This is a genomic window from Enterobacter cloacae complex sp. 677-3DZ2D5B, from assembly GCF_004136695.1.
Taxonomy (GTDB): domain Bacteria; phylum Pseudomonadota; class Gammaproteobacteria; order Enterobacterales; family Enterobacteriaceae; genus Enterobacter; species Enterobacter hormaechei_C.
This window is the reverse complement of the sequence record NZ_QFLS01000005.1, coordinates 512,831-532,249: the sequence shown is the minus strand read 5'-3', so window position 1 is coordinate 532,249 and position 19,419 is coordinate 512,831. Positions and strand designations below refer to the sequence as shown.

Genomic DNA, 19,419 nt, shown 5'->3' with positions numbered 1-19,419 from the left:
CCACAACAAGGGAAGACCCACATACATACAGTATTTCGTTGCGGAGGGAAAATGAAAATCGAGCTAACCATTGATCGCATGAAGAAACTTCCTGATGGAGCTATACCTGCCCTCGAGTCAGAACTGCTCAAAAGGCTTAGTAAACAGTTCGATGATTGCCAGATTACGATTAAGCGTGCCAGCAATGATGGGCTGACTGTTTTCGGAGGCGACAAGAAAGAGGTCGAACATATCGTACAGGAGACCAGGGAGAGCGCGGAGGAGTGGTTTTATTAATCGCGTGAATTTCACTGGAGCAGTTTCAAAGAGTATCGCTGTTCGCGTTCCCCTGGCTGTTCCCGATTACTGTTTACCGCGTCAATAAGTCGCTTTGGGGGAAATAGTGTGTAGTGCAGATGCCTTTAATGCAGATGATCAATGGTACGACGTGGTCAGAAGGGCCGATAATGCAGTTATCTATAGCTTCCCGGCTGAGGGCAGATATCTGGTTTATCGAGTAAATGGAATAGTTTCATTACGACCGTTACTCGAAGAGGAAGAAATATTCACTCTTAACGGGTTTATGCAATTTGCAAAACGGCTTGGGTACCGAATTACACCAACGTCTGATATCATTCTTTCATAGGCCTGAACACCCTATACCTGATGCGCCACGGAGAGAACCATGGCGCTGGAATTACAACTTATCAAACACCATTCAGGAATACTGATCCCGGCCACACCCGAGACCAGTGATATCCTGCAATCCAAAACCCGGCTCGGCGATGTTCTTGTTGCCGAGTTCAGGCGACTACGAAACCCGGCATTCCACCGGCGATTTTTCGCGCTTCTCAATCTCGGTTTTGAATACTGGGAACCAATCGGCGGGGCTATCTCGAGTAACGAGCGGAAGCTAATCACCGGCTACGCAAAGTTCCTGGCTTCTTATGGCGGGAATGAGAACGCGCTGATCGATGCTGCTGAGCAGTATCTGGAGCAAGTCGCATACCGCCGGGTCACGAATGGAATTAGCCTGTGCAAGTCCTTCGATGCTTACCGCTCATGGGTAATCGTCGAGGCAGGGCACTTTGATGCTATTCAGCTACCTGACGGCACACTCAAAAAGCATCCACGTAGCATCTCATTCGCCAACATGGACGAACTCGAGTTCCAGCAACTTTATAAAGCTGCGCTCGATGTTCTTTGGCGCTGGGTATTATCCAAGGCATTCAGGGACCAGCGCGAGGCGGAGAACGCCGCTGCGCAACTCATGAGCTTCGCGGGGTGACGGGAATGAAGAAGACCTGGTTCCATCATACCGATTGCACAACCCAGCAGTCCGAAGAACTCATTGCGGAATACCAGCGCCGCGGCGTGAAGGTAGAGCGCAACCTGAACTCAGATTATCTCACCTGGACCGTCAGCGCCCGGCTGCCTGAAGGCAATAAACCACCGCGTATAAATCGCCGGTGGCAAAACCGGATATGGGGGTGAGCGTGGCTATTTATCGTAGCAAAAAATGGCTCGCCGCCGTCGGGCAGAACGAGCGTTGTGTTCTTTGTGGAGCATGGGGGACGCAAGTGGCACACCGAAACGAAGGGAAAGGCATGGGATTAAAAACCGATGACTGTGCGACAGCTGCGCTCTGCGTTTGCTGTCATGACAGCATTGATAACGGGAATAAGCTGAACAGAGATGAGCGTCGGCAGCTTATGGACCGCGCGATTGTTCTGACAGTGATTGAAGTTGCCCGCCGCGGGCTGGTGGTGCCCGCATGAAAATTTACGAAATTACGCCGATTGGCAAACCCCGAATGACTCAGCGCGACCGATGGCATAAACGGCCAGCAACAGCAGCGTACTGGGCATACAAAGAACATGTCAGGTTGCTGGGCATCCGTCTGCCTGAGTCCGGATATCACGTCACGTTCGTTATCCCCATGCCAAAGAGCTGGAGTAAGACGAAGCGGGCGCAATATGTCGGCCAGCCTCATCAACAAAAGCCGGACAAAGACAATCTGGAAAAAGCTCTGCTGGATGCAGTGTTTGACGAGGATAGCCATGTCTGGGACGGGCGGGTTACCAAAATCTGGGGAGAAACCGGGCAAATTATCATCGGGGAGGCCACATGAAGCCAGAAACGCTTGAGGTACTACGCGCGCGCTGGCAGCGCCTTCGCATTTACCGCTACCGGGGATCAGTGCTGGTGGACTACCGCATCCTTCGTAATTTTGTTCGAATCTATCATTCAGCAGGAGCCGCATAATGAACCTCGAATCAATAGCTAAATATTTCGCGCCAAAATCACCGATGTTCAGTGACTCCTCGAGGGCGACTGCCACCGACAATCTTACCGGAACTGATGTTATGACCGCGCTTGGAATGGTTAACGCCAAGTGTGGGTTTGGATTCGATTTATACCTTGCAAAAATTGGTATCAGCAGCCCTGACCGGGCAATGGAGGCGCTTTATGGAGCATCGTTGGACCTATGCCGACGCTTTAAATCAGTTACAGAACTCGATGAAAAAGTCCGGCAGCGCGTTCTCGAAATTATGTGTGCTTTTGCATACCAGGATTACGCCCGTAGTGCGGCAAGCGTTCGCAGATGTGACTGCTGCGATGGTAGCGGTTTTACCGAAGTCGAGGTATTCACCAACAAAATCCAATACCCTGACGGCAAGCCGCCAAAATGGGCAAAAGTTACAAAGGGTGTTTACCCCTCATACTGGGAGGAGTGGAAATCAGTTCGGGAGAGCGCGCGCGTTCTGTGCAAAGCGTGTAACGGCAAAGGCGTTATCAGCAATGCGTGTCGCTGCCACGGGAAAGGGAGGGTGCTGGATAAGAAAAAGACAGAGGAACAGGGCGTGCCGGTCATGAAGGTGTGTGACCGTTGCACGGGGAGAGGTTACGCCCGGCTAAAATTTTCCAATGTGCTGGAGGGCGTCCGCACCGTATGGGATGTAAAAAAAACCACCGCTTACGGTCAGCTGCAACCGCTGTTTGAATTGCTGGTGGAAGAATGCCACAGGCAAGAAGGTTATGCAGACAGCGCCTTAAAGTCAGTTACGATGTAGGCTGATTTTCTATAAAGCTCAATTGTCAGAGAAAAAAGGTGTTGAGGTCTGCGGAATTTTCGGCTAGCATTAACTCTAACGCTGGGAATCCGTTCATTCGTTCCGACCAGCAAGAAATCCTTAAAGCCCTGCGGTTAATACCGCGGGGTTTTTTCGTTTTAAACACAACGGAAAGCCTGATTTCATGTCCTGCTTAGGCGTGACACTAAGCATTCGGGAGAGCTGGCTTCCCGTTATGAGCAAAAGGTCATTTCTGATGGCCTTTGACAGAGTGAATTTTTTCATCAGTGCTATAGTTTTTATGGCATTTGATAATGCTCTCGATACTGATAACACTGGGTGGGGTATACACCCGCTTCGCAGAGACAACTGCATGACCCATGACCCATGACCAGCAACCCAATGCTGGTCTTTTTTTTCCGCCATTAGCTCAACTGGACAGTGCACGGAGCTTCTACCTCTGTGGTTCGAGGTTCAAATCCTCGATGGCGGACCATTAAGCACTACAACATTCGTTTACTGAAGGCTACCATCCGGCGGCCTTTTATATGCTCTTGACTATGCAAGCATGAAATAGTGAAAAATGCTTGCTATGTGTTTTGATTGCTGTTTATTATGCAAGCATATTTTACAGAAAGGTGCTTGCATATGTCAGACGATAAGAAAGATCCAAAGGGTAAAGCTAAGGGCGGGATTGCTAGGGCTAAGTCTCTTACTAAAGAGCAGCGTTCTGACATTGCCAAAAAGGCTGCTGCTGCAAGGTGGAGGGATAAAATTCACAAAGCCACCCATATGGGTAATTTCAAAGATGAATTTGGAATAGATGCTGAGTGTTATGTCTTAAGTGATGAATCGAAAACCGCAGTAGTTACTAAGGCTGGACTTGCTCGACTTTTAGGTATCGGCAACTTCGCAAGGGATGTCGATAAACTACTAAGCGCTGGTTACATGAAGGAGTTTGGTGGTCCAAGTTTAATAGCGAAAATTGAAAATCCTATTAATTTTCAATATAGTGGGCAGTCCAAAAACATCAATAACGCTCATGGGTTTGATATTGATGTGATCGTTGATATCGGAAAGGCGCTGATAGATGCAAAAAGTGCCGATGCTCTGCCACCGTCTAGAATTCCTGCTGCCGATACAGCTCAAAAACTAATAAATGCTTCCGCTAAATCAGGTATAAAAGGCGTAGCCTATGCATTGGCCGGTTATCGACCTGAAGTTCAAGAGGTAATCGATGCTTTTAAGGCATTTGTACGAGAGGAAGCCCGCCAATATGAGAAAGAGTTTCCCGACGAGTTGTATGAAGAATGGTATCGGTTATATGGACTTAATCGTCCGGAAAAAGGCAGGCCGATCCGCTTTGGACAGTTGACTAATATGCAAATTTACGTCCCACTGGCTAAGAGTAAGGGGAAGATATTAGAGCAAATTCGCGCCAGTAGGGATGAGAATGGAAAGCAATCAGATAAGTTACACCTCTTCCTTTCTGAAATTGGCGTCAAGGCCTTACGACAACACATCGGCAAACTTCTTGGCGTTGCAGCAATGAGCGACAACAAAGAGGAGTATGAGGCCGGCATTGAAAAAGTTTTTGGCCGTATGAAGCCAGAATTATAAACTTTCTGCCCGGCCACCGCGCCGGGTTTTTATTGTCTAAAGTCTTTCCCAATACTGCCGATAATCTTCGTTCTGAAATTGAAAAAAATAAATATCTGCATTCGTTGCCCGCTCCCGTGCGGGCTTTTTTTATTCCCCTCATTACTGAGAGGATACACAGCTATATGAGGGGAGACCTATGTCCGATCCATTTTCCGGCACAGGGCTGGCCGGTTTAGCTTTGACTGGAGCAAGTGTTTACGGTCTATTGACCGGAACTGATTACGGTGTTGTTTTTGGAGCATTTGCAGGCGCAGTATTCTACATAGCGACAGCAGCTGACCTGAGTGTGTTACGTCGCCTGGCCTACTTCTTCGTGTCGTATATCGTCGGCATTCTTTGTTCGGGGTTGTTGGGGTCAAAACTCACATTTTGGACGGGGTACACCGAGAAGCCTCTGGATGCTATTGGTGCCGTAATAGCTTCTGCGTTAGCCGTTCAAATCCTTACGTTCCTGAACAAGCAGGACATCGGCTCGCTGGTGGCGCTGATAACGCGCCGGGGAGGTTCAGGTGGTACTAAATGACCCAACAGCAACTATCAACGCGCTGCTCTGCGCCGGAGTTGTAATTACTCTGATGTTTTACCGCCGTGGTGATTCGCGGCATCGGCCATGGATTTCGCGTTTAGCCTGGCTGATTACCGTCACTTACAGCGCTGTACCGCTGGCGTACCTGTGTGGGATCTACCCGCATTCATCATGGGCCACCATTGCGGCCAATATCATATTCCTTTCCGTGCTGGTGGCCGTCAAAGGCAACGTTGCACGTCTGGTTGATCATCTGAGGCACTAATGAACCAATCACAATTTCAGAAGGCGGCTGGTATTAGCGCCGGATTAGCTGCGCGCTGGTTTCCGCATATCGACGCCGCCATGAAGGAATACGGCATCACCGCACCGCTTGATCAGGCCATGTTTATTGCCCAGATGGGGCATGAAAGCACCAGATTTACCCGACTGGTGGAGAACCTGAATTACGCGGTTGAAAACCTGGTACCGACGTTCGGCAGCCACCGCATCACTCAACAGCAATCCGCCGCACTTGGCAGAACGGCAACGCAACCGGCAAACCAGAAAGCGATCGCCAATCTGGTATACGGTGGTGAGTGGGGAAAAGAACACCTTGGCAATCAGGTCGCTGGTGATGGCTGGAAATATCGCGGTCGTGGGCTGAAACAGATTACCGGCCTGAGCAACTATCGCAGTTGTGGCCAGGCGTTGAAACTGGACCTTGTTACTCATCCGGAGCTGCTTGAAAAGGATGAATACGCCGCGCGCTCTGCCGCATGGTTCTATGCCTCCCGCGGTTGCCTTCTTCATTCCGGCGACATTGAGCGCGTGACACTGTTAATCAATGGCGGCCGCAACGGGCTGGATAAACGCCGTGCGCTGTTTAATCTGGCGAAATCAGTTTTGGTGTGAGGTGAGAGTGGGTATCGAAACGATAATCGGGCTGGCCGCACTGGTGATTTCCGCCATTGCAGGCGCTTTTGGCCTGGGCCATATTCGCGGCACCAGCAAAGCTGAAGCGAAAGCCGACCAGAAGCGCACCAAAGATAACGCAGCGGCAACGGTCGCAGCAGCCGAACGCCGGGTAGAAGCAACGAAAGAGGCCAGCAATGTACAGCAGACTGTTAACCATATGTCTGACGACGATGTTGATCGCGAGCTGCGGGACAACTGGACCCGTAAGGGTTGAGGTAGCCGATACGTCTTGCGACTGGGTTAAACCCATCTACTGCACAGCGCACGACTGGGATGTACTGGACAGGCAGACGAAGCGCGACATCCTGGCGCATAACAAAGCGTGGCAGGCGAACTGCAAGTAGGCCTTAATTGAAAGATAACTAAATAAATTTTCCAAATGGTCGTTATATAGAGTGTGTGTTTAATTAAGGGGGCAAACAATGCCTTTTCTCATGGTGTTCTTTGTTGTCATTATGGTGTTACTCCTCTGGAAGGCAGGAATACCCCAGGCTATCATTATGTTAATCATACCCATCATGTTTAGTACTTTGGGAGGTATGGTTGCCGCCGTGGGAGTAAGCGCGTTCGCTACACCTATTGTTGGAGTGCCTGTTGGAATCGTTGTATTTTTAATGTTGATGGGTAAGTTTTTATCCAGAAGGTAACCTAAATCCAATACTGAGGACAGGCATGTCACATGAATAGCTATGGCTTTCTTATGCGCATTCTTCATCTATTACAAAGCTCATCTGCTGGTTGCTAATGATGATAAAATGCAGAGTCCCATGGATTTTGGGGTAGGAAAAGCCTGGATATGATGCTAGAAATCATAACATTAAAAAGACCGTGAGATGCAGTATGAAAATCTTAGGATTGGATGAGTACAGAACCCTTCGTGAGGGAGGGACAATGAAGTATTTTGAACTGGAACGCATGCCTAACAGCGCTTGGGTTGCCATTTTCGAAAGTTTGTTTGCCGAAAAGGATGAAAAGGCGTGGGTAGAGGGTTACTGCATTGTGACGAACTGCTCAAACAGTGAAGTATCCACCCGGTTCATATACTTGAAAGAAAAGTGCGAAGAAGCGAACTCTATATACAGGGTTAAGCATTCTGCACTATAACTAATTAAATAAACTTAAACTCCTGGTGATTTGTTTGCTGCCATTTTCACTTCTTTCAGAATTGAATTCAGGTGTATGAGTTAAAAAAGACTTTTGGGATATTAAAGGTAACGTAAATCACAGGCAAAAGATTCGTCAATGTGATTGAGTGTTCATGGGACTAACAATCTTCTCTTGTAAGGAATTATGTGTAGAAGGAGATTTTATGGCACAGCTATTGATTTTTGCTGATGATGAGCCTGCTAAGTTGCTGAAAATTCGAAGTTATCGGAGCAAGATTCTTTATCTGTATGCTAATGATGAGGTGAGGTGTTTGGATGTGGTGATTTTTTTTTCAACTTTTCTGAAAGGCGAAAGTGGAGCCATATTGGTGGCAGCCGACAGATACGTGAGCAGGAAAGAAATTATCGAGGCTTATGATGCTCTGATTGGTTGAAAGCAGCGAGACTGGCGCGTAGCAGTAGGATGGGGCATGCTTGGTTCTATACGTCAGTAGAGTGATACAGGAGTTCATATCGGCCAGACGAAGCGTGATGCTACTTTAATCCAGCGGGTGAGCGCTTAATATTGTTTGTCCCAACGGTTCGAACCCATTTCTGATTACCACATTCAAGCCACTGGCACTCGCTGGTGGCTTTTTTTATTGGAGTGAATAATGGCAAAACCGGACTGGGGAGAGCTTCAGCAACGGTTCCTGTCCGAACATGCCGCAACCGGCGTATCACCAAAGGAATGGTGTGAAGCGCAGGGACTGAACTACGCTATGCCGGTTTATATGGTTGCTATTCAGCAGGGCGGTCAGCTCCGTGATTCGTTTGGCGGTGTAGGCAATGCGCTGAAAGCGATGTTGTCGATGGTGACCCCTGCCCGAGTCGCAATTGGTGGCCTGGCCGGTGCTGTACTGATTGCGGCCAAAGCGGGATCGGACTACTTCACCGCCTACGACGAAATCAACAAGGCCATTATCAGGACTGGCAACATTGCCGGCACTTCAGCGCTCCAGATCATGGCTTCCTCCCAGTCTATTGCTGCCTCTACTGGAGCTACTGTAGGAACTGTTCAGGGTCTGATGACTGAGCTGGTTGGCATGGGATCGCTGACACAGCAGCAACTTGAAAAAGCAGCGGGCTCCACGGCGTTGGCGGTTCAGACCGGTATAGTCTCGGCGCAGGACATCGCCAAAGCCTATAAGGACATCGAAAAAGACCCTGTTAAAGCGCTGCAGAGTCTCAACGAACAATATAATTTCCTGACCGTTTCACAACTTAAGCATGTTGACGATCTGATAAAGCAAAAGGACCAGACCGCGGCCGTTACGCAGGCTATGGACCTGTTTGGCGATACGATGGCAAAACGTGGGGAGCAGGCTTACGACTCGCTGACACCGTTTGGTCGCCTGTGGCTGGATATCAAGGGCTGGGCGTCTGAGGCCATGCAGAGTATCGGTCAGTGGGTAGCTGAACTGGCATCAAACACCCTGAAGGAATTCAACGCAATTTATTACAGCGTTGCGATCGTTTTCCAGAAGCTGAACCAGATCATTTCTTCCTCTATCGCTGCCGCTATTAACCTCGTTCCCGACTGGGCTAAAACAGATACTTTGCAGGGATGGCAGGACTACAACGAAAAAATGGCCGGTGCTTATGGCGACAGTATCTCTCAGCTGAAAAAAGACTGGGATGCCGCTGATATCAGTGCAGGTAAATACCTCGATACGACCAGAAAGATAAGTACCGCAACTACCCAGAAGGATCGGGAAGGAGTCGCTGCTTTTGGCAAAAAGACCAAAACCGGAAAGCAGGGCACTTTATCAGCTGGCGATCGCAGCACGGATGCTGCCCAGGCCGAGTTACTGGCGCTTCAGGCACAGTTACGCGCGCTGCAGCAGCATAAAGGGCTGAACGATACTATCAGCCAGCAGCGCAAAGATCTGTGGACGACTGAAGCGAAATTTCAGGTGCTGGAGGAGGCCTCGCGTTCACGTTCACTGACAAAGCAGGAACAATCCCTGCTGGCGAGTAAAGACCAGGTGCTTCAGTTGGCACGGCAGAAAGCCCTGTTAGGTGATCAGATTACCGCACAGGAACAGCTGAACAAGCGAATGGATACCTCGCAGAAATACGTCACGCAGATGGCAGAGAAGCAGGCTGCATTAGTGAACGGTGCAGGAATGAGTGACCGTCAGGCACAACGTGAGCTGGCAAAGAGTCAGCTTGCCGCTGGCTGGAAGAATGCTGGCGGTTCGCTTGACGACGAGGGTTATCAAAAGCAGCTCAAAGCGGCGAATGATTACTATGAGGCAGAGGACAGGTTACGTGGAGACTGGCTGACTGGCGCGAAAAAGGGCTGGGCTGAATTTGAAGACAGCGCGACCGATGTTTACTCGCAGGTTCAGACGATTACCAGCAATACGTTCACCGGGATGGCCAGCACGCTCACTGACTTTTTTACTACTGGTAAATCTAACTTCTCTGATTTCCTGTCTACTTTCCTGAAGGGCATCGCCCAGATGCTGACGCAACTGGCTCTGGTTAATGGAATGAAGTCTGCGTTTGGGGGGACATCATTTGGTTCATTTTTCGGATTTTCTAGTGGCGGCGCAGTTCCGGAATTCGATACTGGCGGCTACACAGGGGATGGAGGAAAGTATCAGCCAAAAGGCGTGGTGCATGGTGGCGAATTCGTCTTCACCAAAGAGGCAACAAGTGCGCTGGGGGTTGGAAACCTCTATTCACTTATGCGAAGCGCACAGGGTTATGCAAATGGCGGTTATGTTGGCCACGCTCCGATGTATGGGCTTCAGTCATCATCGGCCGGTGGGGTAAGTATTCAAACGTCCGTAGTTGTTCAAAACCAAAATTCACAGCAGCAGACTTCTGCAAATAACGATGCTGTTTCTCGCGCTTACAAGCAGACTATTGATCAATCTGTTCGGGCAGGTATTGCGAAACAACTTCAGCCTGGTGGGCTCATCTGGAATGCAACAAAATCAAGATAAGAGACATGGTGTTTGTTTTATCACATTATTCATCATGTTAAGATGTTTCCGATTGCAATCAAAGGAAACTTAAAATGAAGAAGGTAGTGGCTTTAGCTCTTGGGGCTTTAATGTTGTCTGGCTGTACTGTTCGTGTTGCTGATATGACCGTTGGTAGTACTAAAAATTACAACCTGAACGCAGCTAAGTTTGAAAAAGGTCAACGTGTGACTGGTGAAGACAAAGCTCCAATTGTTATTTTCCCGCTGGGAATTCCAAGCGTTAAAACTGCAATGGATCGGGCTATTGAAAAAGACAAGTGTTCCGTAGGCCTAAGCGATGTTGTTATTTATCAATTAAACCACGCATTTCTGTTCGGCACATATGGTTACCGTGTTGAAGGCACGCAGATTATCGACAAGTCTCAGCTTGGTTGTGAAACCCGCTAATTTCCTTCTCATATTGTCACAAGCCACCTTCGGGTGGCTTTTTTTATGGAGCAAACATGGCACTGGAAACGTTTACCTGGCGAACGCAGATACAGGCGGGAATGGAAGGAACGTTTAGCCATAAAACCCGCTCTGCAACCTTTGGCGATGGCTATGAGCAGATTGCAGGGGAAGGCATCAACCCTGAAAAGCAGTCATGGCCTGTAACCCTAACGGGCAAAAAAACGGACATGCTCCAGGCTCTTAAATTCTTTCGTTCTCACGTTATAAAGTCATTCATCTGGACATCGCCAGTTGGCGAAACTGGGCTCTACCGGATTGAGGCCGAATCAATCAAGTCACAGCCCTTATCCAGCAACGTTCTGACCATTTCCGCAACATTCAAACAGGCGTACGCACCATGATCACAGCAGACTATCAAAGCCTTGAGCCCGGTAATAAAGTCCGGCTTATCGAAGTTGATGGTTCTACGTTCGGCGTGGATGATGTACTGCGATTTCACGCGTACAACTTCCCGCACACAGAAGAAGAAATCGCAGCCGCTGGTGGCGATGAATCAAAGCTGAAGGCGAAAAGTATCTGGTGGCAGGGGGAAGAATATGCCGCCTGGCCGTATCAAATTGAAGGGCTTGAAGCCTCCACAGACGGAAACAGCGCCCAGCCAACGCTCACGGTTGCAGATATCGATAGCAAGATTACAGCGCTGTGCCTTGCTTATGACGATATGCTACAGGCCAAAGTTACTATCCATGACACTTATTCACATTATCTAGATGCGAAGAACTTCCTCGCTGGTAACGCAACAGCTGATCCGCAACAGGTCAGAAAACGAGTTTTTTACATCGATGGCAAAAGCAGCGAAATTCCGGGCGAAAGTATCGAATTCGTACTCGATAGCCCGATGTCGTTGCAGGGTAAGATGATCCCCACACGCCAGCTTCATTCCCTGTGCACTTGGTGCATGCGCAATAAGTACCGCACCGGCGACGGCTGCGACTATGCCGGTACCCGCTATTTCGATAAAAACAACAACCCGGTGAGCGATCCGTCGCTGGATGAATGCCCCGGCACGCTTACGGCCTGTAAGCTCCGGCATGGAGACGGCAACGAACTGCCGTTCGGTGGATTCCCGGGCACGTCGTTGATTAGGAGTTGATATGCGCCAGAAAACCATTGATGCGATTATGGCGCACGCTGCCGCTGAATATCCTCGTGAGTGCTGTGGTGTGGTGGCGCAAAAAAGTCGTGTTGAACGTTATTTCCCGTGCCGGAATCTTGCCGCGGCGCCGGAGGGAAATTTTGTCCTCTGCCCTGAAGATTACGCAGCTGCTGAGGACTGGGGTACGGTGATCGCCATCGCTCACAGCCACCCTGACGCCACGACGCAGCCGAGCGAACTGGATAAAGCGCAATGCGACGCAACGCTTTTACCCTGGCATATCGTGAGCTGGCCGGAGGGGGATTTACGGACCATCCAGCCGCGTGGAGAACTGCCCCTGCTGGAGCGCCCGTTTGTGCTTGGTCACTTCGACTGCTGGGGGCTGGTGATGAGCTATTACCGGCAAACGCACGGGATAGAGCTTCACGATTACCGGGTCGATTATCCTTGGTGGGAAAACGACTATCCGGACAACTTCTATCAGGATTGCTGGTATGAGTGCGGATTCCGTGAATTCGACGGGCCGCCAAAACCTGGCGATATGGTGATCATGCAGGTTCAGGCTGATAAGTGGAATCATGCGGGGATTCTGCTGGAAGGCAACATGCTACTGCATCACCTTTATGGACATCTGAGCCAGCGCGTACCTTATGGCGGTTACTGGATGGAAAGGACCATGAAGATACTCAGACATAAAATTTTATTAGGGTGCGGTTAAAATCTGAGCACCCCCATTCAGAGGGGGCGAAATACTACAGCAATCTTTGTTGTTCTGCATTCCAACCAAGCCATACATTTTGTGCAAAAAGTGCTATTTATGGCATTCTTGAAAACTCAGGACGGCTCATAGGCACCGCCTATCTCCTGAGAACGTGGCAATAGTTTACTATTACCTGAGGGGTAAATTCTGCGAAAATGCGGTTAACTTGCAAAGTGGCCGCGATAAAGTTCGTCGAACTTGCATCTATCTTCAGACATGGGCCCATTGCTCAAATATGACGAATGGTATTAAATTGTCCTCAACCACTTGAAGTGGTCATGAAATCTTTGGATGTGTTTACATCCTATAATTTGAGAAAGCACTGCCAAACGTGCATGAGGGTGATAATCATGGGTCACGCATTAAAAAAGGCAGATCGCTTGTACATTCCGCCTCGTGACAAATCCACGGTGGCGAAACCTCGTGCAGCGATCAGCGAAACATGTTCACATACTGGTCAAGTTAAAAACGCCTTTGAGTTTGGGTTTGCTCGTTACGAGAAGGCGATGGAAGAACTTTCAAAGGTCTGAGTAGAAACGGATGACGATAGAGTATGTTGAAGGAGTCAATTATCTTTCCATTGACGATATCGTTTACATCAACAGGTCTCTGATCGAGACTCAGACGCCAAATGAACCAATAGGCGTCCTGAATCCGAATAACCTCAGTTCTTCACAGTCACGACCAAGTACCATTCGATATTATGAGCAGACAGACGATATGTTTCGTCTGTCTGCTGTTCTAATTGAAAGCCTGATCCAGAATCATCCATTCGCAAATGCAAACAAACGCACTGCCATGATGGCTGGTTACGTATTCCTGTTGCTGAATGGATATGAGCTTACAGCACCCAGTGATGAGGTCGTAACCATCGCTGAGGGTTTGGCTCGTAAGGATTATTCAGTGGATGACCTGGAAAATTGGTTGTGTCACTGGTCTCGAGAGTACGATTCCAGAACGTTATGTGCAACTGGCGGAAATTCGCTACAGGCTCTCGTGGCAACCTCACACTACATCCGAATCATATCGAACAAATGAATCCGCTGAGAGGCGGTTTTTTGCTGACTAATACTGAATAATATAACCCGCTTCGGCGGGTTTTTTTATGGAGTAAATATGGCAATTTCACTCGATAAAGAACCACTCAGAACCGTCCGGCTTTATGGTGTTCTTGGCGCCACCTTCGGGCGTGAATATCGTTTATCTGTAGCTTCACCAAAAGAGGCTATACGCGCCCTGAGCGTTATCGTGCCGGGTTTTGAGCGTTTCCTGAATACCAGTAAGCAACGAGGTTTAACTTATGCGGTATTCAGCGGGAAACGAAACCTCTTAAACGATGAGCTCAGTATGGACAGGAGCACAGAGGAAATCCGTATCGCGCCGGTGATCATCGGCAGTAAGCGAGCCGGGGTTTTTCAGACAATCCTCGGGGTTGCCCTTGTCGCTGTTGCTGCGTTCGTCACGGGAGGGGCCGCGATCGGGATTGGTGGGACTGCTTTTGCTGGTGGATGGGGAGCTGTGGCGGGGATTGGGGCATCAATGGCGATCGGCGGCGTAGTCCAGATGCTTTCTCCCCAGACTACCGGGCTAGCCAGCAAGCAATCAGCAGATAACCGCGCCAGCTATGCATTTGGTGGCGTGACGAACACAACCTCTCAGGGAAACCCTGTCCCCATTCTCTATGGTAAACGGCGAATCGGCGGCGCTGTTGCCTCTGCCGGGATTTACGTAGAAGACCAGCAATAACAAATATTTGACAATCAGGCCACCTTCGGGTGGCTTTTTTTATGGGCGCGATATGGCTAAAACAATTACCGGACGTAAAGGCGGCAGTTCGAGTTCCCGCACCCCTGTCGAGCAGCCCGATGATCTCCAGTCCGTTGCGAAAGCGAAAATACTGATGGTTCTCGGTGAAGGGGAGTTTGCTGGTGGACTGACCGCGAAGGATATCTATCTTGACGGCACACCTTTACAAAATGCTGATGGTTCCGAGAACTTCAGCGGTGTCGTGTGGGAGTTTCGCCCAGGGACGCAGGCTCAGGATTACATTCAGGGGATACCTGGCACAGAAAATGAAATCAGCGTAGGTACCGAAGTATCCAGCGAAACAGCCTGGACGCATACCTTCACCAATACGCAGCTTTCGGCGGTTCGCCTGCGCCTGAAGTGGCCATCTCTTTTCAAACAGCAGGATAATGGGGATTTGGTAGGGTATTCCATCAACTATGTGGTGGAGCTTCAGACGGACGGTGGTAGCTGGCAAAAGGTCCTTGATACTAATGTGACCGGGAAAACCACATCCGGTTATGAGCGCAGCCATCGCATCGATTTACCGAAAGCTGGCAGCACCTGGACCATCAGACTGCGCAAAATTACCGCTGACGCAAACAGTGCCAAAATTGGCGACACGATGACGCTCCAAAGTTATACAGAGGTCATCGATGCCAAAATGCGCTATCCAAACACAGCTCTGTTGTACATCGAGTTTGATTCCAGCCAGTTCAATGGCTCTATTCCACAAATTGCCTGTGAACCACGTGGTCGTGTCATCCGCGTACCGGATACTTACGATCCGGAAACAAGAACTTATAGCGGTACGTGGCTTGGGACATTCAAATGGGCCTGGACAGATAACCCCGCGTGGATATTCTACGACCTGGTGGTTAGCGACCGTTTCGGGCTTGGGGATCGTCTCACAACAGCGAACATAGACAAATGGGCACTTTACCAGGTTGCACAGTATTGCGATCAGATGGTGCCGGATGGCAAAGGCGGAAGTGGCACCGAACCACGTTATACCTGCAACGTATACATTCAGGAACGCAACGACGCTTATACGGTCCTGCGTGATTTTGCTGCTATCTTCCGCGGGATGACCTACTGGGGCGACGACCAGATTGTTGCGCTGGCGGACATGCCGAGGGATGTTGATTTTACATACACTCACGCGAACGTTATCGATGGCCGGTTTACCTATTCCAGCAGCACCACAAAGAACCGTTATACCAATGCGCTCGTATCCTGGTCTGATCCTGATAACGCCTATTCTGATGCGATGGAACCTGTTTTTGAACAGGCGCTGGTTTCGCGTTATGGATTTAATCAACTTGAGATAACAGCTATTGGTTGTACCCGGCAATCGGAGGCGAACCGAAAGGGGCGATGGGGGATCCTCACCAATAACAAAGATCGCGTTGTTACTTTCAATGTAGGGGAAGACGGTAACATTCCACAGCCTGGCTATGTAATTGCTGTAGCCGACCGAAATCTTTCCGGACGTGACCTTGGCGGCCGTGTTTCTGCGGTGAATGGTCGTGTTTTGACGCTGGACAGGGCACCGGATGCATCTTCGGGCGACAGGATGATTGTCAATCTGCCATCAGGGGTTTCGCAGTCACGCACCATCCAGTCGATAAGGGGCAATAAAGTAACCGTTACGACTGCTTACAGCGAAACGCCTGTGGCTGAGGCCGTATGGGTCATTGAGTCTGATGAGCTCTACGCACAGCAGTATCGCGTTATTACGGTAACTGATAATAATGACGGCACGTTCACAATCGTCGGTGCAAATCACGATCCGGATAAATTCGATCGGATTGATACGGGAGCCATCATTGACCAGCGGCCGGTGAGCGTGATCCCGCCGGGCAACCAGTCGCCGACTGCGAACATCGTGATCAGCTCGTTTTCTGTGGTACAGCAAAATATCAGCGTCGAAACGATGCGCGTGAGCTGGGACCAGGCGCAGAACGCTATCGCCTATGAAGCGCAATGGCGCCGCAACGACGGGAACTGGGTTAACGTGCCGCGCAGCTCCACCACGTCATTCGACGTCCCCGGGATTTATGCAGGGCGCTACCTGGTGCGCGTGCGCGCAATCAATGCCGCAGAAATCTCGTCCGGATGGGGCTATTCAGAAGAGAAAACGCTGACGGGGAAAGTGGGCAATCCACCGAAGCCGGTCGGCTTCATCGCTTCTGAAAACGTGGTATTCGGTATTGAGCTGAGCTGGGGATTCCCCGCGAATACCGACGACACACTGAAGACGGAAATTCAGTACAGCCTGACCGGGACGGAAGACGATGTGATGCTGCTGGCAGACGTACCCTTTCCGCAGCGCAAGTATCAGCAGATGGGCCTAAAGGCAGGGCAAATTTTCTGGTACCGCGCGCAGCTGGTGGACCGCAGCGGAAACGAATCAGGGTATACAGACTTTGTGCGCGGGCAGGCCAGCATCGATGTATCCGACATCACCGATGCAATCCTGGAGGACATGAAAGGCTCCGATACGTTCAAAGACCTGATCGAGAACGCGGTGGACAGCAATGAAAAAATTGCTGGCATGGCTAACGACATCAAACAGGCCAACGACGAACTGGAGCAACAGGCGCAGAAAATTGCCCAAAATGCCCAGGATATCGGAAAGGTTCAGACCAACGTTACAAACCTGTCGAGCAAGGTCGGAGATGTGTCTTCTTCTCTGAACGAGCTTGAGCAGACAGTGGCGACGGCCGATACCGCACTGGGTCAGCGTATCGATAGCATCAACGTGTCTGTGGACGGCATGGCGGGGGGAGTGAAGAACTCCGCCATCGCGATTATTCAGGGCAATCTGGCGCAGGTGGCCGCGCGCAAAACGCTGTCGGCATCGGTCGCCGGTAACAGCGCGCAGCTGGACCGCATTGATGAGGTGATCGTCAACGAGAAGGAGGCAACGGCGCGTTCGCTGCTGAGTTTGCAAACTGACGTGAACGGCAACAAGGCATCCATCAACAGCCTGAACCAGACGTTTTCCGATTACCAGCAGGCCACGGCCACGCAGATAAACGGCATCACAGCGACCATCAACGGGCATACGTCAGCCATTACCACTAACGCTCAGGCCATCGCGAACGTTAACGGGGATCTGAAGGCGATGTACAGCATCAAGGTCGGGTTATCCAGCAATGGCCAGTACTACGCCGCAGGGATGGGGATCGGTGTAGAGAATACGCCGTCCGGCATGCAGTCGCAGGTTATCTTCCTGGCTGACCGCTTCGCTGTTACTCACCAGGCCGGAGCGACCGTTACGCTTCCGTTCGTTATTCAGAACGGGCAGGTGTTCATCAGAGACGCGCTGATAGGTGATGGCACCATCAGCAACGCCAAGATCGGCAACTACATCCAGTCCAATAACTATGTTGCTGGCTCAGTCGGGTGGAGGCTGGATAAGGGCGGTACGTTTGAGAACTACGGTTCGACAGCTGGTGAGGGGGCCATGAAACAGACAAACCAGACAATCAGCGTGCGGGACTCCAGGAATGTGTTGAGGGTGCAGATCGGGAGAATCACGGGAACATGGTAACGGGAGGCCTCTTACGGGGCCTCTTTTTTTTCAGGAGGACTGGATGGCGGAATATGGAGTTCAGACATGGGACGCCTCAGGCAAGGTAAACAACTATGGCGTTAAGCCTGTCAGCGTTTGTGGCTATCTCCAGCTGGCCCAGAACCAGAAAACAGGCTCTTACACCGTAGCGCTTCCACCGGGTTGTAGGCTGACCTATTTTCAGAGCATGAACGGCGATCAGTTTGGTACGAGTCGGAGGAAGATCACCATTTCGGGGGGAACAGCAACAGTGTCAGCAGCAGGCGATACCGACTACTCAGCAGGGACTGAGCCTGCGGCAGCGGCTTATCTCATTTTCCAGATCGAGAGGGCATAAATGGCGGAGTATGGCGTTTTACTGACGACCACGAGCGGGGAAGTATGGGTGACCGCTAACAGCTCGCCAATCGCTCTTCAGGCGCGAAAGACAGCGGCACTTCAGGGAACATCGGGGTTCAATACCAAAGTGACGCACACATTCCCCGCAGGTCAGCCTGTTGTCGCCTTCGTTCATTGCACGGTTGAGGTCGAAATAACTCAGACGATAAGCGGGAACACCATCACGATTGATTTTCTCAGACCGAATGCAACCGGCACAGCGTACGTTTATTTTTTCTCTATTTTCCCGCAGACAAAGCCAGACTACGGGCTGGCTGTGTGGGATGCATCAGGGACGCTGATTTTAACAAACGAAACGCGCACGCTGAGCGATGTTGTCACCCTCGGTACCGCCGGGGTGGATGCCAGCTCAGGATACAACATCAATACAACTCTGGCGGGGAAGTGGGCCTGCATGCCTGCCATGCTGGGACTAATTACCGGGGTTGTATCGGCTGGCGGTCAACCGCAGCCCTACTCGGCCATATACAAGAGCATGGCAAAACTTGAGGGAAGCAATACGCGGATATTCGCCAGGCCGCAGACAACCCCCGGCGGTAACCTTCAGAACGTTACGTATTCGAATCTGAGGAATGTGATTATGGCCATCAACTGCGCCAACTATGATTGATCGTTTTGAACGATCAATTTCGAATAATTGATCTACCAAATCAATTATATCCCATTGATTCATATTGTTATTGTGTAGCTTCATGAATGCCCTGGGATATAACCACTATGAAAAATATGATTCTTTGCCTGGCGGTAGCGGTATTGCTCTCCGGTTGCGCTGGCGTTATTGAGAAGCAGCAACCCGTATGCACCGGAACAGCCCTGGTCGGCGGACAGGAAAGCAGCGTCCAGATCTACGGAGTCCGTAAACAAAACAATCAGACACAGTACCGCGCCGGTTATCCCTTTAACTGGACCTGGGTGAGCGCCAACACATTCATCAGCACCACCTGCCAATAACTCATTCTGTCTCAAAACAAACCCCGCTCCGGCGGGGTTTTTTATTGCCTGGAGAAA

25 protein-coding genes and 1 tRNA gene are annotated in these 19,419 nt (G+C 50.3%); all 26 read left to right on the top strand.

Going from position 1 to position 19,419, the window contains the following annotated elements; all coding sequences use genetic code 11:
• The first annotated feature begins 51 nt into the window (after positions 1–51).
• The 26 genes from DD597_RS09825 (at position 52) to DD597_RS09685 (ending at position 19,362) form a co-directional block, all read left to right on the top strand.
• Positions 52–276 (top strand): DinI-like family protein, encoded by a 225-nt coding sequence (locus tag DD597_RS09825; RefSeq protein WP_129256134.1) that lies wholly within the window; start codon positions 52–54, stop codon positions 274–276.
• 388 nt (positions 277–664) lie between these two features.
• A complete protein-coding gene (locus DD597_RS09815; protein WP_129256133.1) occupies positions 665–1,267 on the top strand; it encodes a DUF1367 family protein in 603 nt (200 codons plus the stop codon).
• A gap of 5 nt (positions 1,268–1,272) precedes the next feature.
• Complete coding sequence (locus DD597_RS09810; RefSeq protein WP_017692885.1) at positions 1,273–1,473, top strand: hypothetical protein; 201 nt, start codon at positions 1,273–1,275, stop codon at positions 1,471–1,473.
• Positions 1,464–1,757, top strand: a complete 294-nt coding sequence (locus DD597_RS09805) for a hypothetical protein (protein WP_045332200.1) — start codon at positions 1,464–1,466, stop codon at positions 1,755–1,757. The genes DD597_RS09810 and DD597_RS09805 overlap by 10 nt, the downstream gene beginning before the upstream one ends.
• The gene (locus DD597_RS09800) at positions 1,754–2,110 is read left to right on the top strand and encodes a RusA family crossover junction endodeoxyribonuclease (RefSeq protein WP_129256132.1); all 357 of its coding nucleotides are present in this window, start codon (positions 1,754–1,756) and stop codon (positions 2,108–2,110) included. The genes DD597_RS09805 and DD597_RS09800 overlap by 4 nt, the downstream gene beginning before the upstream one ends.
• Positions 2,107–2,244, top strand: a complete 138-nt coding sequence (locus DD597_RS09795) for a YlcG family protein (protein WP_048244230.1) — start codon at positions 2,107–2,109, stop codon at positions 2,242–2,244. The genes DD597_RS09800 and DD597_RS09795 overlap by 4 nt, the downstream gene beginning before the upstream one ends.
• Positions 2,244–3,053, top strand: coding sequence for an antitermination protein (locus tag DD597_RS09790; protein ID WP_126340210.1), 810 nt, complete (start codon positions 2,244–2,246; stop codon positions 3,051–3,053). The genes DD597_RS09795 and DD597_RS09790 overlap by 1 nt, the downstream gene beginning before the upstream one ends.
• A gap of 419 nt (positions 3,054–3,472) precedes the next feature.
• A tRNA-Arg gene (locus DD597_RS09785) sits at positions 3,473–3,549 on the top strand.
• Between the two features lie 152 nt (positions 3,550–3,701).
• Positions 3,702–4,673, top strand: coding sequence for a P63C domain-containing protein (locus tag DD597_RS09780; RefSeq protein ID WP_047654304.1), 972 nt, complete (start codon positions 3,702–3,704; stop codon positions 4,671–4,673).
• Positions 4,674–4,851: 178 nt separating this feature from the next.
• Positions 4,852–5,238, top strand: coding sequence for a phage holin family protein (locus DD597_RS09775; RefSeq protein WP_032654570.1), 387 nt, complete (start codon positions 4,852–4,854; stop codon positions 5,236–5,238).
• Positions 5,225–5,506, top strand: coding sequence for a phage holin family protein (locus tag DD597_RS09770; protein WP_022651286.1), 282 nt, complete (start codon positions 5,225–5,227; stop codon positions 5,504–5,506). Before DD597_RS09775 ends, DD597_RS09770 begins: the two co-directional genes overlap by 14 nt.
• A complete protein-coding gene (locus DD597_RS09765; RefSeq protein WP_023304238.1) occupies positions 5,506–6,135 on the top strand; it encodes a glycoside hydrolase family 19 protein in 630 nt (209 codons plus the stop codon). Before DD597_RS09770 ends, DD597_RS09765 begins: the two co-directional genes overlap by 1 nt.
• A gap of 7 nt (positions 6,136–6,142) precedes the next feature.
• The gene (locus DD597_RS09760) at positions 6,143–6,412 is read left to right on the top strand and encodes a hypothetical protein (protein WP_129256131.1); all 270 of its coding nucleotides are present in this window, start codon (positions 6,143–6,145) and stop codon (positions 6,410–6,412) included.
• A 1,095-nt stretch (positions 6,413–7,507) separates the two neighbouring features.
• Complete coding sequence (locus DD597_RS09745) at positions 7,508–7,738, top strand: hypothetical protein (protein ID WP_003859853.1); 231 nt, start codon at positions 7,508–7,510, stop codon at positions 7,736–7,738.
• A 219-nt stretch (positions 7,739–7,957) separates the two neighbouring features.
• Positions 7,958–10,300: a phage tail tape measure protein gene (locus DD597_RS09740; protein WP_232969507.1), complete on the top strand. Its 2,343-nt coding sequence runs from the start codon at positions 7,958–7,960 to the stop codon at positions 10,298–10,300.
• A gap of 74 nt (positions 10,301–10,374) precedes the next feature.
• Positions 10,375–10,728, top strand: coding sequence for a hypothetical protein (locus DD597_RS09735; RefSeq protein WP_020690998.1), 354 nt, complete (start codon positions 10,375–10,377; stop codon positions 10,726–10,728).
• 56 nt (positions 10,729–10,784) lie between these two features.
• Positions 10,785–11,132 carry a phage tail protein gene (locus tag DD597_RS09730; protein WP_015570921.1) on the top strand — a complete coding sequence of 116 codons (348 nt, stop codon included), beginning with the start codon at positions 10,785–10,787 and terminating at the stop codon, positions 11,130–11,132.
• Positions 11,129–11,884 carry a phage minor tail protein L gene (locus DD597_RS09725; protein ID WP_129256130.1) on the top strand — a complete coding sequence of 252 codons (756 nt, stop codon included), beginning with the start codon at positions 11,129–11,131 and terminating at the stop codon, positions 11,882–11,884. The genes DD597_RS09730 and DD597_RS09725 overlap by 4 nt, the downstream gene beginning before the upstream one ends.
• 1 nt (position 11,885) lies before the next feature.
• Positions 11,886–12,605 (top strand): C40 family peptidase, encoded by a 720-nt coding sequence (locus DD597_RS09720; protein ID WP_110875358.1) that lies wholly within the window; start codon positions 11,886–11,888, stop codon positions 12,603–12,605.
• A 392-nt stretch (positions 12,606–12,997) separates the two neighbouring features.
• The gene (locus tag DD597_RS09715; RefSeq protein ID WP_025759425.1) at positions 12,998–13,177 is read left to right on the top strand and encodes a hypothetical protein; all 180 of its coding nucleotides are present in this window, start codon (positions 12,998–13,000) and stop codon (positions 13,175–13,177) included.
• Positions 13,178–13,187: 10 nt separating this feature from the next.
• Entirely contained in the window at positions 13,188–13,685 is a 498-nt protein-coding gene (locus DD597_RS09710) for a type II toxin-antitoxin system death-on-curing family toxin (protein ID WP_069595784.1), read from the top strand.
• A gap of 78 nt (positions 13,686–13,763) precedes the next feature.
• Complete coding sequence (locus tag DD597_RS09705) at positions 13,764–14,393, top strand: tail assembly protein (protein WP_129256129.1); 630 nt, start codon at positions 13,764–13,766, stop codon at positions 14,391–14,393.
• 52 nt (positions 14,394–14,445) lie between these two features.
• Entirely contained in the window at positions 14,446–17,991 is a 3,546-nt protein-coding gene (locus DD597_RS09700) for a host specificity protein J (RefSeq protein ID WP_129256128.1), read from the top strand.
• A 43-nt stretch (positions 17,992–18,034) separates the two neighbouring features.
• Complete coding sequence (locus DD597_RS09695) at positions 18,035–18,349, top strand: hypothetical protein (RefSeq protein WP_017382568.1); 315 nt, start codon at positions 18,035–18,037, stop codon at positions 18,347–18,349.
• On the top strand, positions 18,350–19,021 hold the full coding sequence (locus DD597_RS09690) for a hypothetical protein (RefSeq protein WP_022651030.1): 672 nt from the start codon (positions 18,350–18,352) through the stop codon (positions 19,019–19,021).
• A gap of 107 nt (positions 19,022–19,128) precedes the next feature.
• Positions 19,129–19,362, top strand: a complete 234-nt coding sequence (locus tag DD597_RS09685; RefSeq protein WP_032654522.1) for a hypothetical protein — start codon at positions 19,129–19,131, stop codon at positions 19,360–19,362.
• Positions 19,363–19,419 lie beyond the last annotated feature (57 nt).

What these genes read in the sequence shown, in the direction of transcription:
- DD597_RS09825 (WP_129256134.1), top strand. Translation starts at nt 52, where the DNA reads ATGAAAATCGAGCTAACCATTGATCGCATGAAGAAACTTCCTGATGGA.
- DD597_RS09815 (WP_129256133.1), top strand. Translation starts at nt 665, where the DNA reads ATGGCGCTGGAATTACAACTTATCAAACACCATTCAGGAATACTGATC.
- DD597_RS09810 (WP_017692885.1), top strand. Translation starts at nt 1,273, where the DNA reads ATGAAGAAGACCTGGTTCCATCATACCGATTGCACAACCCAGCAGTCC.
- DD597_RS09805 (WP_045332200.1), top strand. Translation starts at nt 1,464, where the DNA reads ATGGGGGTGAGCGTGGCTATTTATCGTAGCAAAAAATGGCTCGCCGCC.
- DD597_RS09800 (WP_129256132.1), top strand. Translation starts at nt 1,754, where the DNA reads ATGAAAATTTACGAAATTACGCCGATTGGCAAACCCCGAATGACTCAG.
- DD597_RS09795 (WP_048244230.1), top strand. Translation starts at nt 2,107, where the DNA reads ATGAAGCCAGAAACGCTTGAGGTACTACGCGCGCGCTGGCAGCGCCTT.
- DD597_RS09790 (WP_126340210.1), top strand. Translation starts at nt 2,244, where the DNA reads ATGAACCTCGAATCAATAGCTAAATATTTCGCGCCAAAATCACCGATG.
- DD597_RS09780 (WP_047654304.1), top strand. Translation starts at nt 3,702, where the DNA reads ATGTCAGACGATAAGAAAGATCCAAAGGGTAAAGCTAAGGGCGGGATT.
- DD597_RS09775 (WP_032654570.1), top strand. Translation starts at nt 4,852, where the DNA reads ATGTCCGATCCATTTTCCGGCACAGGGCTGGCCGGTTTAGCTTTGACT.
- DD597_RS09765 (WP_023304238.1), top strand. Translation starts at nt 5,506, where the DNA reads ATGAACCAATCACAATTTCAGAAGGCGGCTGGTATTAGCGCCGGATTA.
- DD597_RS09745 (WP_003859853.1), top strand. Translation starts at nt 7,508, where the DNA reads ATGGCACAGCTATTGATTTTTGCTGATGATGAGCCTGCTAAGTTGCTG.
- DD597_RS09740 (WP_232969507.1), top strand. Translation starts at nt 7,958, where the DNA reads ATGGCAAAACCGGACTGGGGAGAGCTTCAGCAACGGTTCCTGTCCGAA.
- DD597_RS09735 (WP_020690998.1), top strand. Translation starts at nt 10,375, where the DNA reads ATGAAGAAGGTAGTGGCTTTAGCTCTTGGGGCTTTAATGTTGTCTGGC.
- DD597_RS09730 (WP_015570921.1), top strand. Translation starts at nt 10,785, where the DNA reads ATGGCACTGGAAACGTTTACCTGGCGAACGCAGATACAGGCGGGAATG.
- DD597_RS09725 (WP_129256130.1), top strand. Translation starts at nt 11,129, where the DNA reads ATGATCACAGCAGACTATCAAAGCCTTGAGCCCGGTAATAAAGTCCGG.
- DD597_RS09720 (WP_110875358.1), top strand. Translation starts at nt 11,886, where the DNA reads ATGCGCCAGAAAACCATTGATGCGATTATGGCGCACGCTGCCGCTGAA.
- DD597_RS09715 (WP_025759425.1), top strand. Translation starts at nt 12,998, where the DNA reads ATGGGTCACGCATTAAAAAAGGCAGATCGCTTGTACATTCCGCCTCGT.
- DD597_RS09710 (WP_069595784.1), top strand. Translation starts at nt 13,188, where the DNA reads ATGACGATAGAGTATGTTGAAGGAGTCAATTATCTTTCCATTGACGAT.
- DD597_RS09705 (WP_129256129.1), top strand. Translation starts at nt 13,764, where the DNA reads ATGGCAATTTCACTCGATAAAGAACCACTCAGAACCGTCCGGCTTTAT.
- DD597_RS09700 (WP_129256128.1), top strand. Translation starts at nt 14,446, where the DNA reads ATGGCTAAAACAATTACCGGACGTAAAGGCGGCAGTTCGAGTTCCCGC.
- DD597_RS09695 (WP_017382568.1), top strand. Translation starts at nt 18,035, where the DNA reads ATGGCGGAATATGGAGTTCAGACATGGGACGCCTCAGGCAAGGTAAAC.
- DD597_RS09690 (WP_022651030.1), top strand. Translation starts at nt 18,350, where the DNA reads ATGGCGGAGTATGGCGTTTTACTGACGACCACGAGCGGGGAAGTATGG.
- DD597_RS09685 (WP_032654522.1), top strand. Translation starts at nt 19,129, where the DNA reads ATGAAAAATATGATTCTTTGCCTGGCGGTAGCGGTATTGCTCTCCGGT.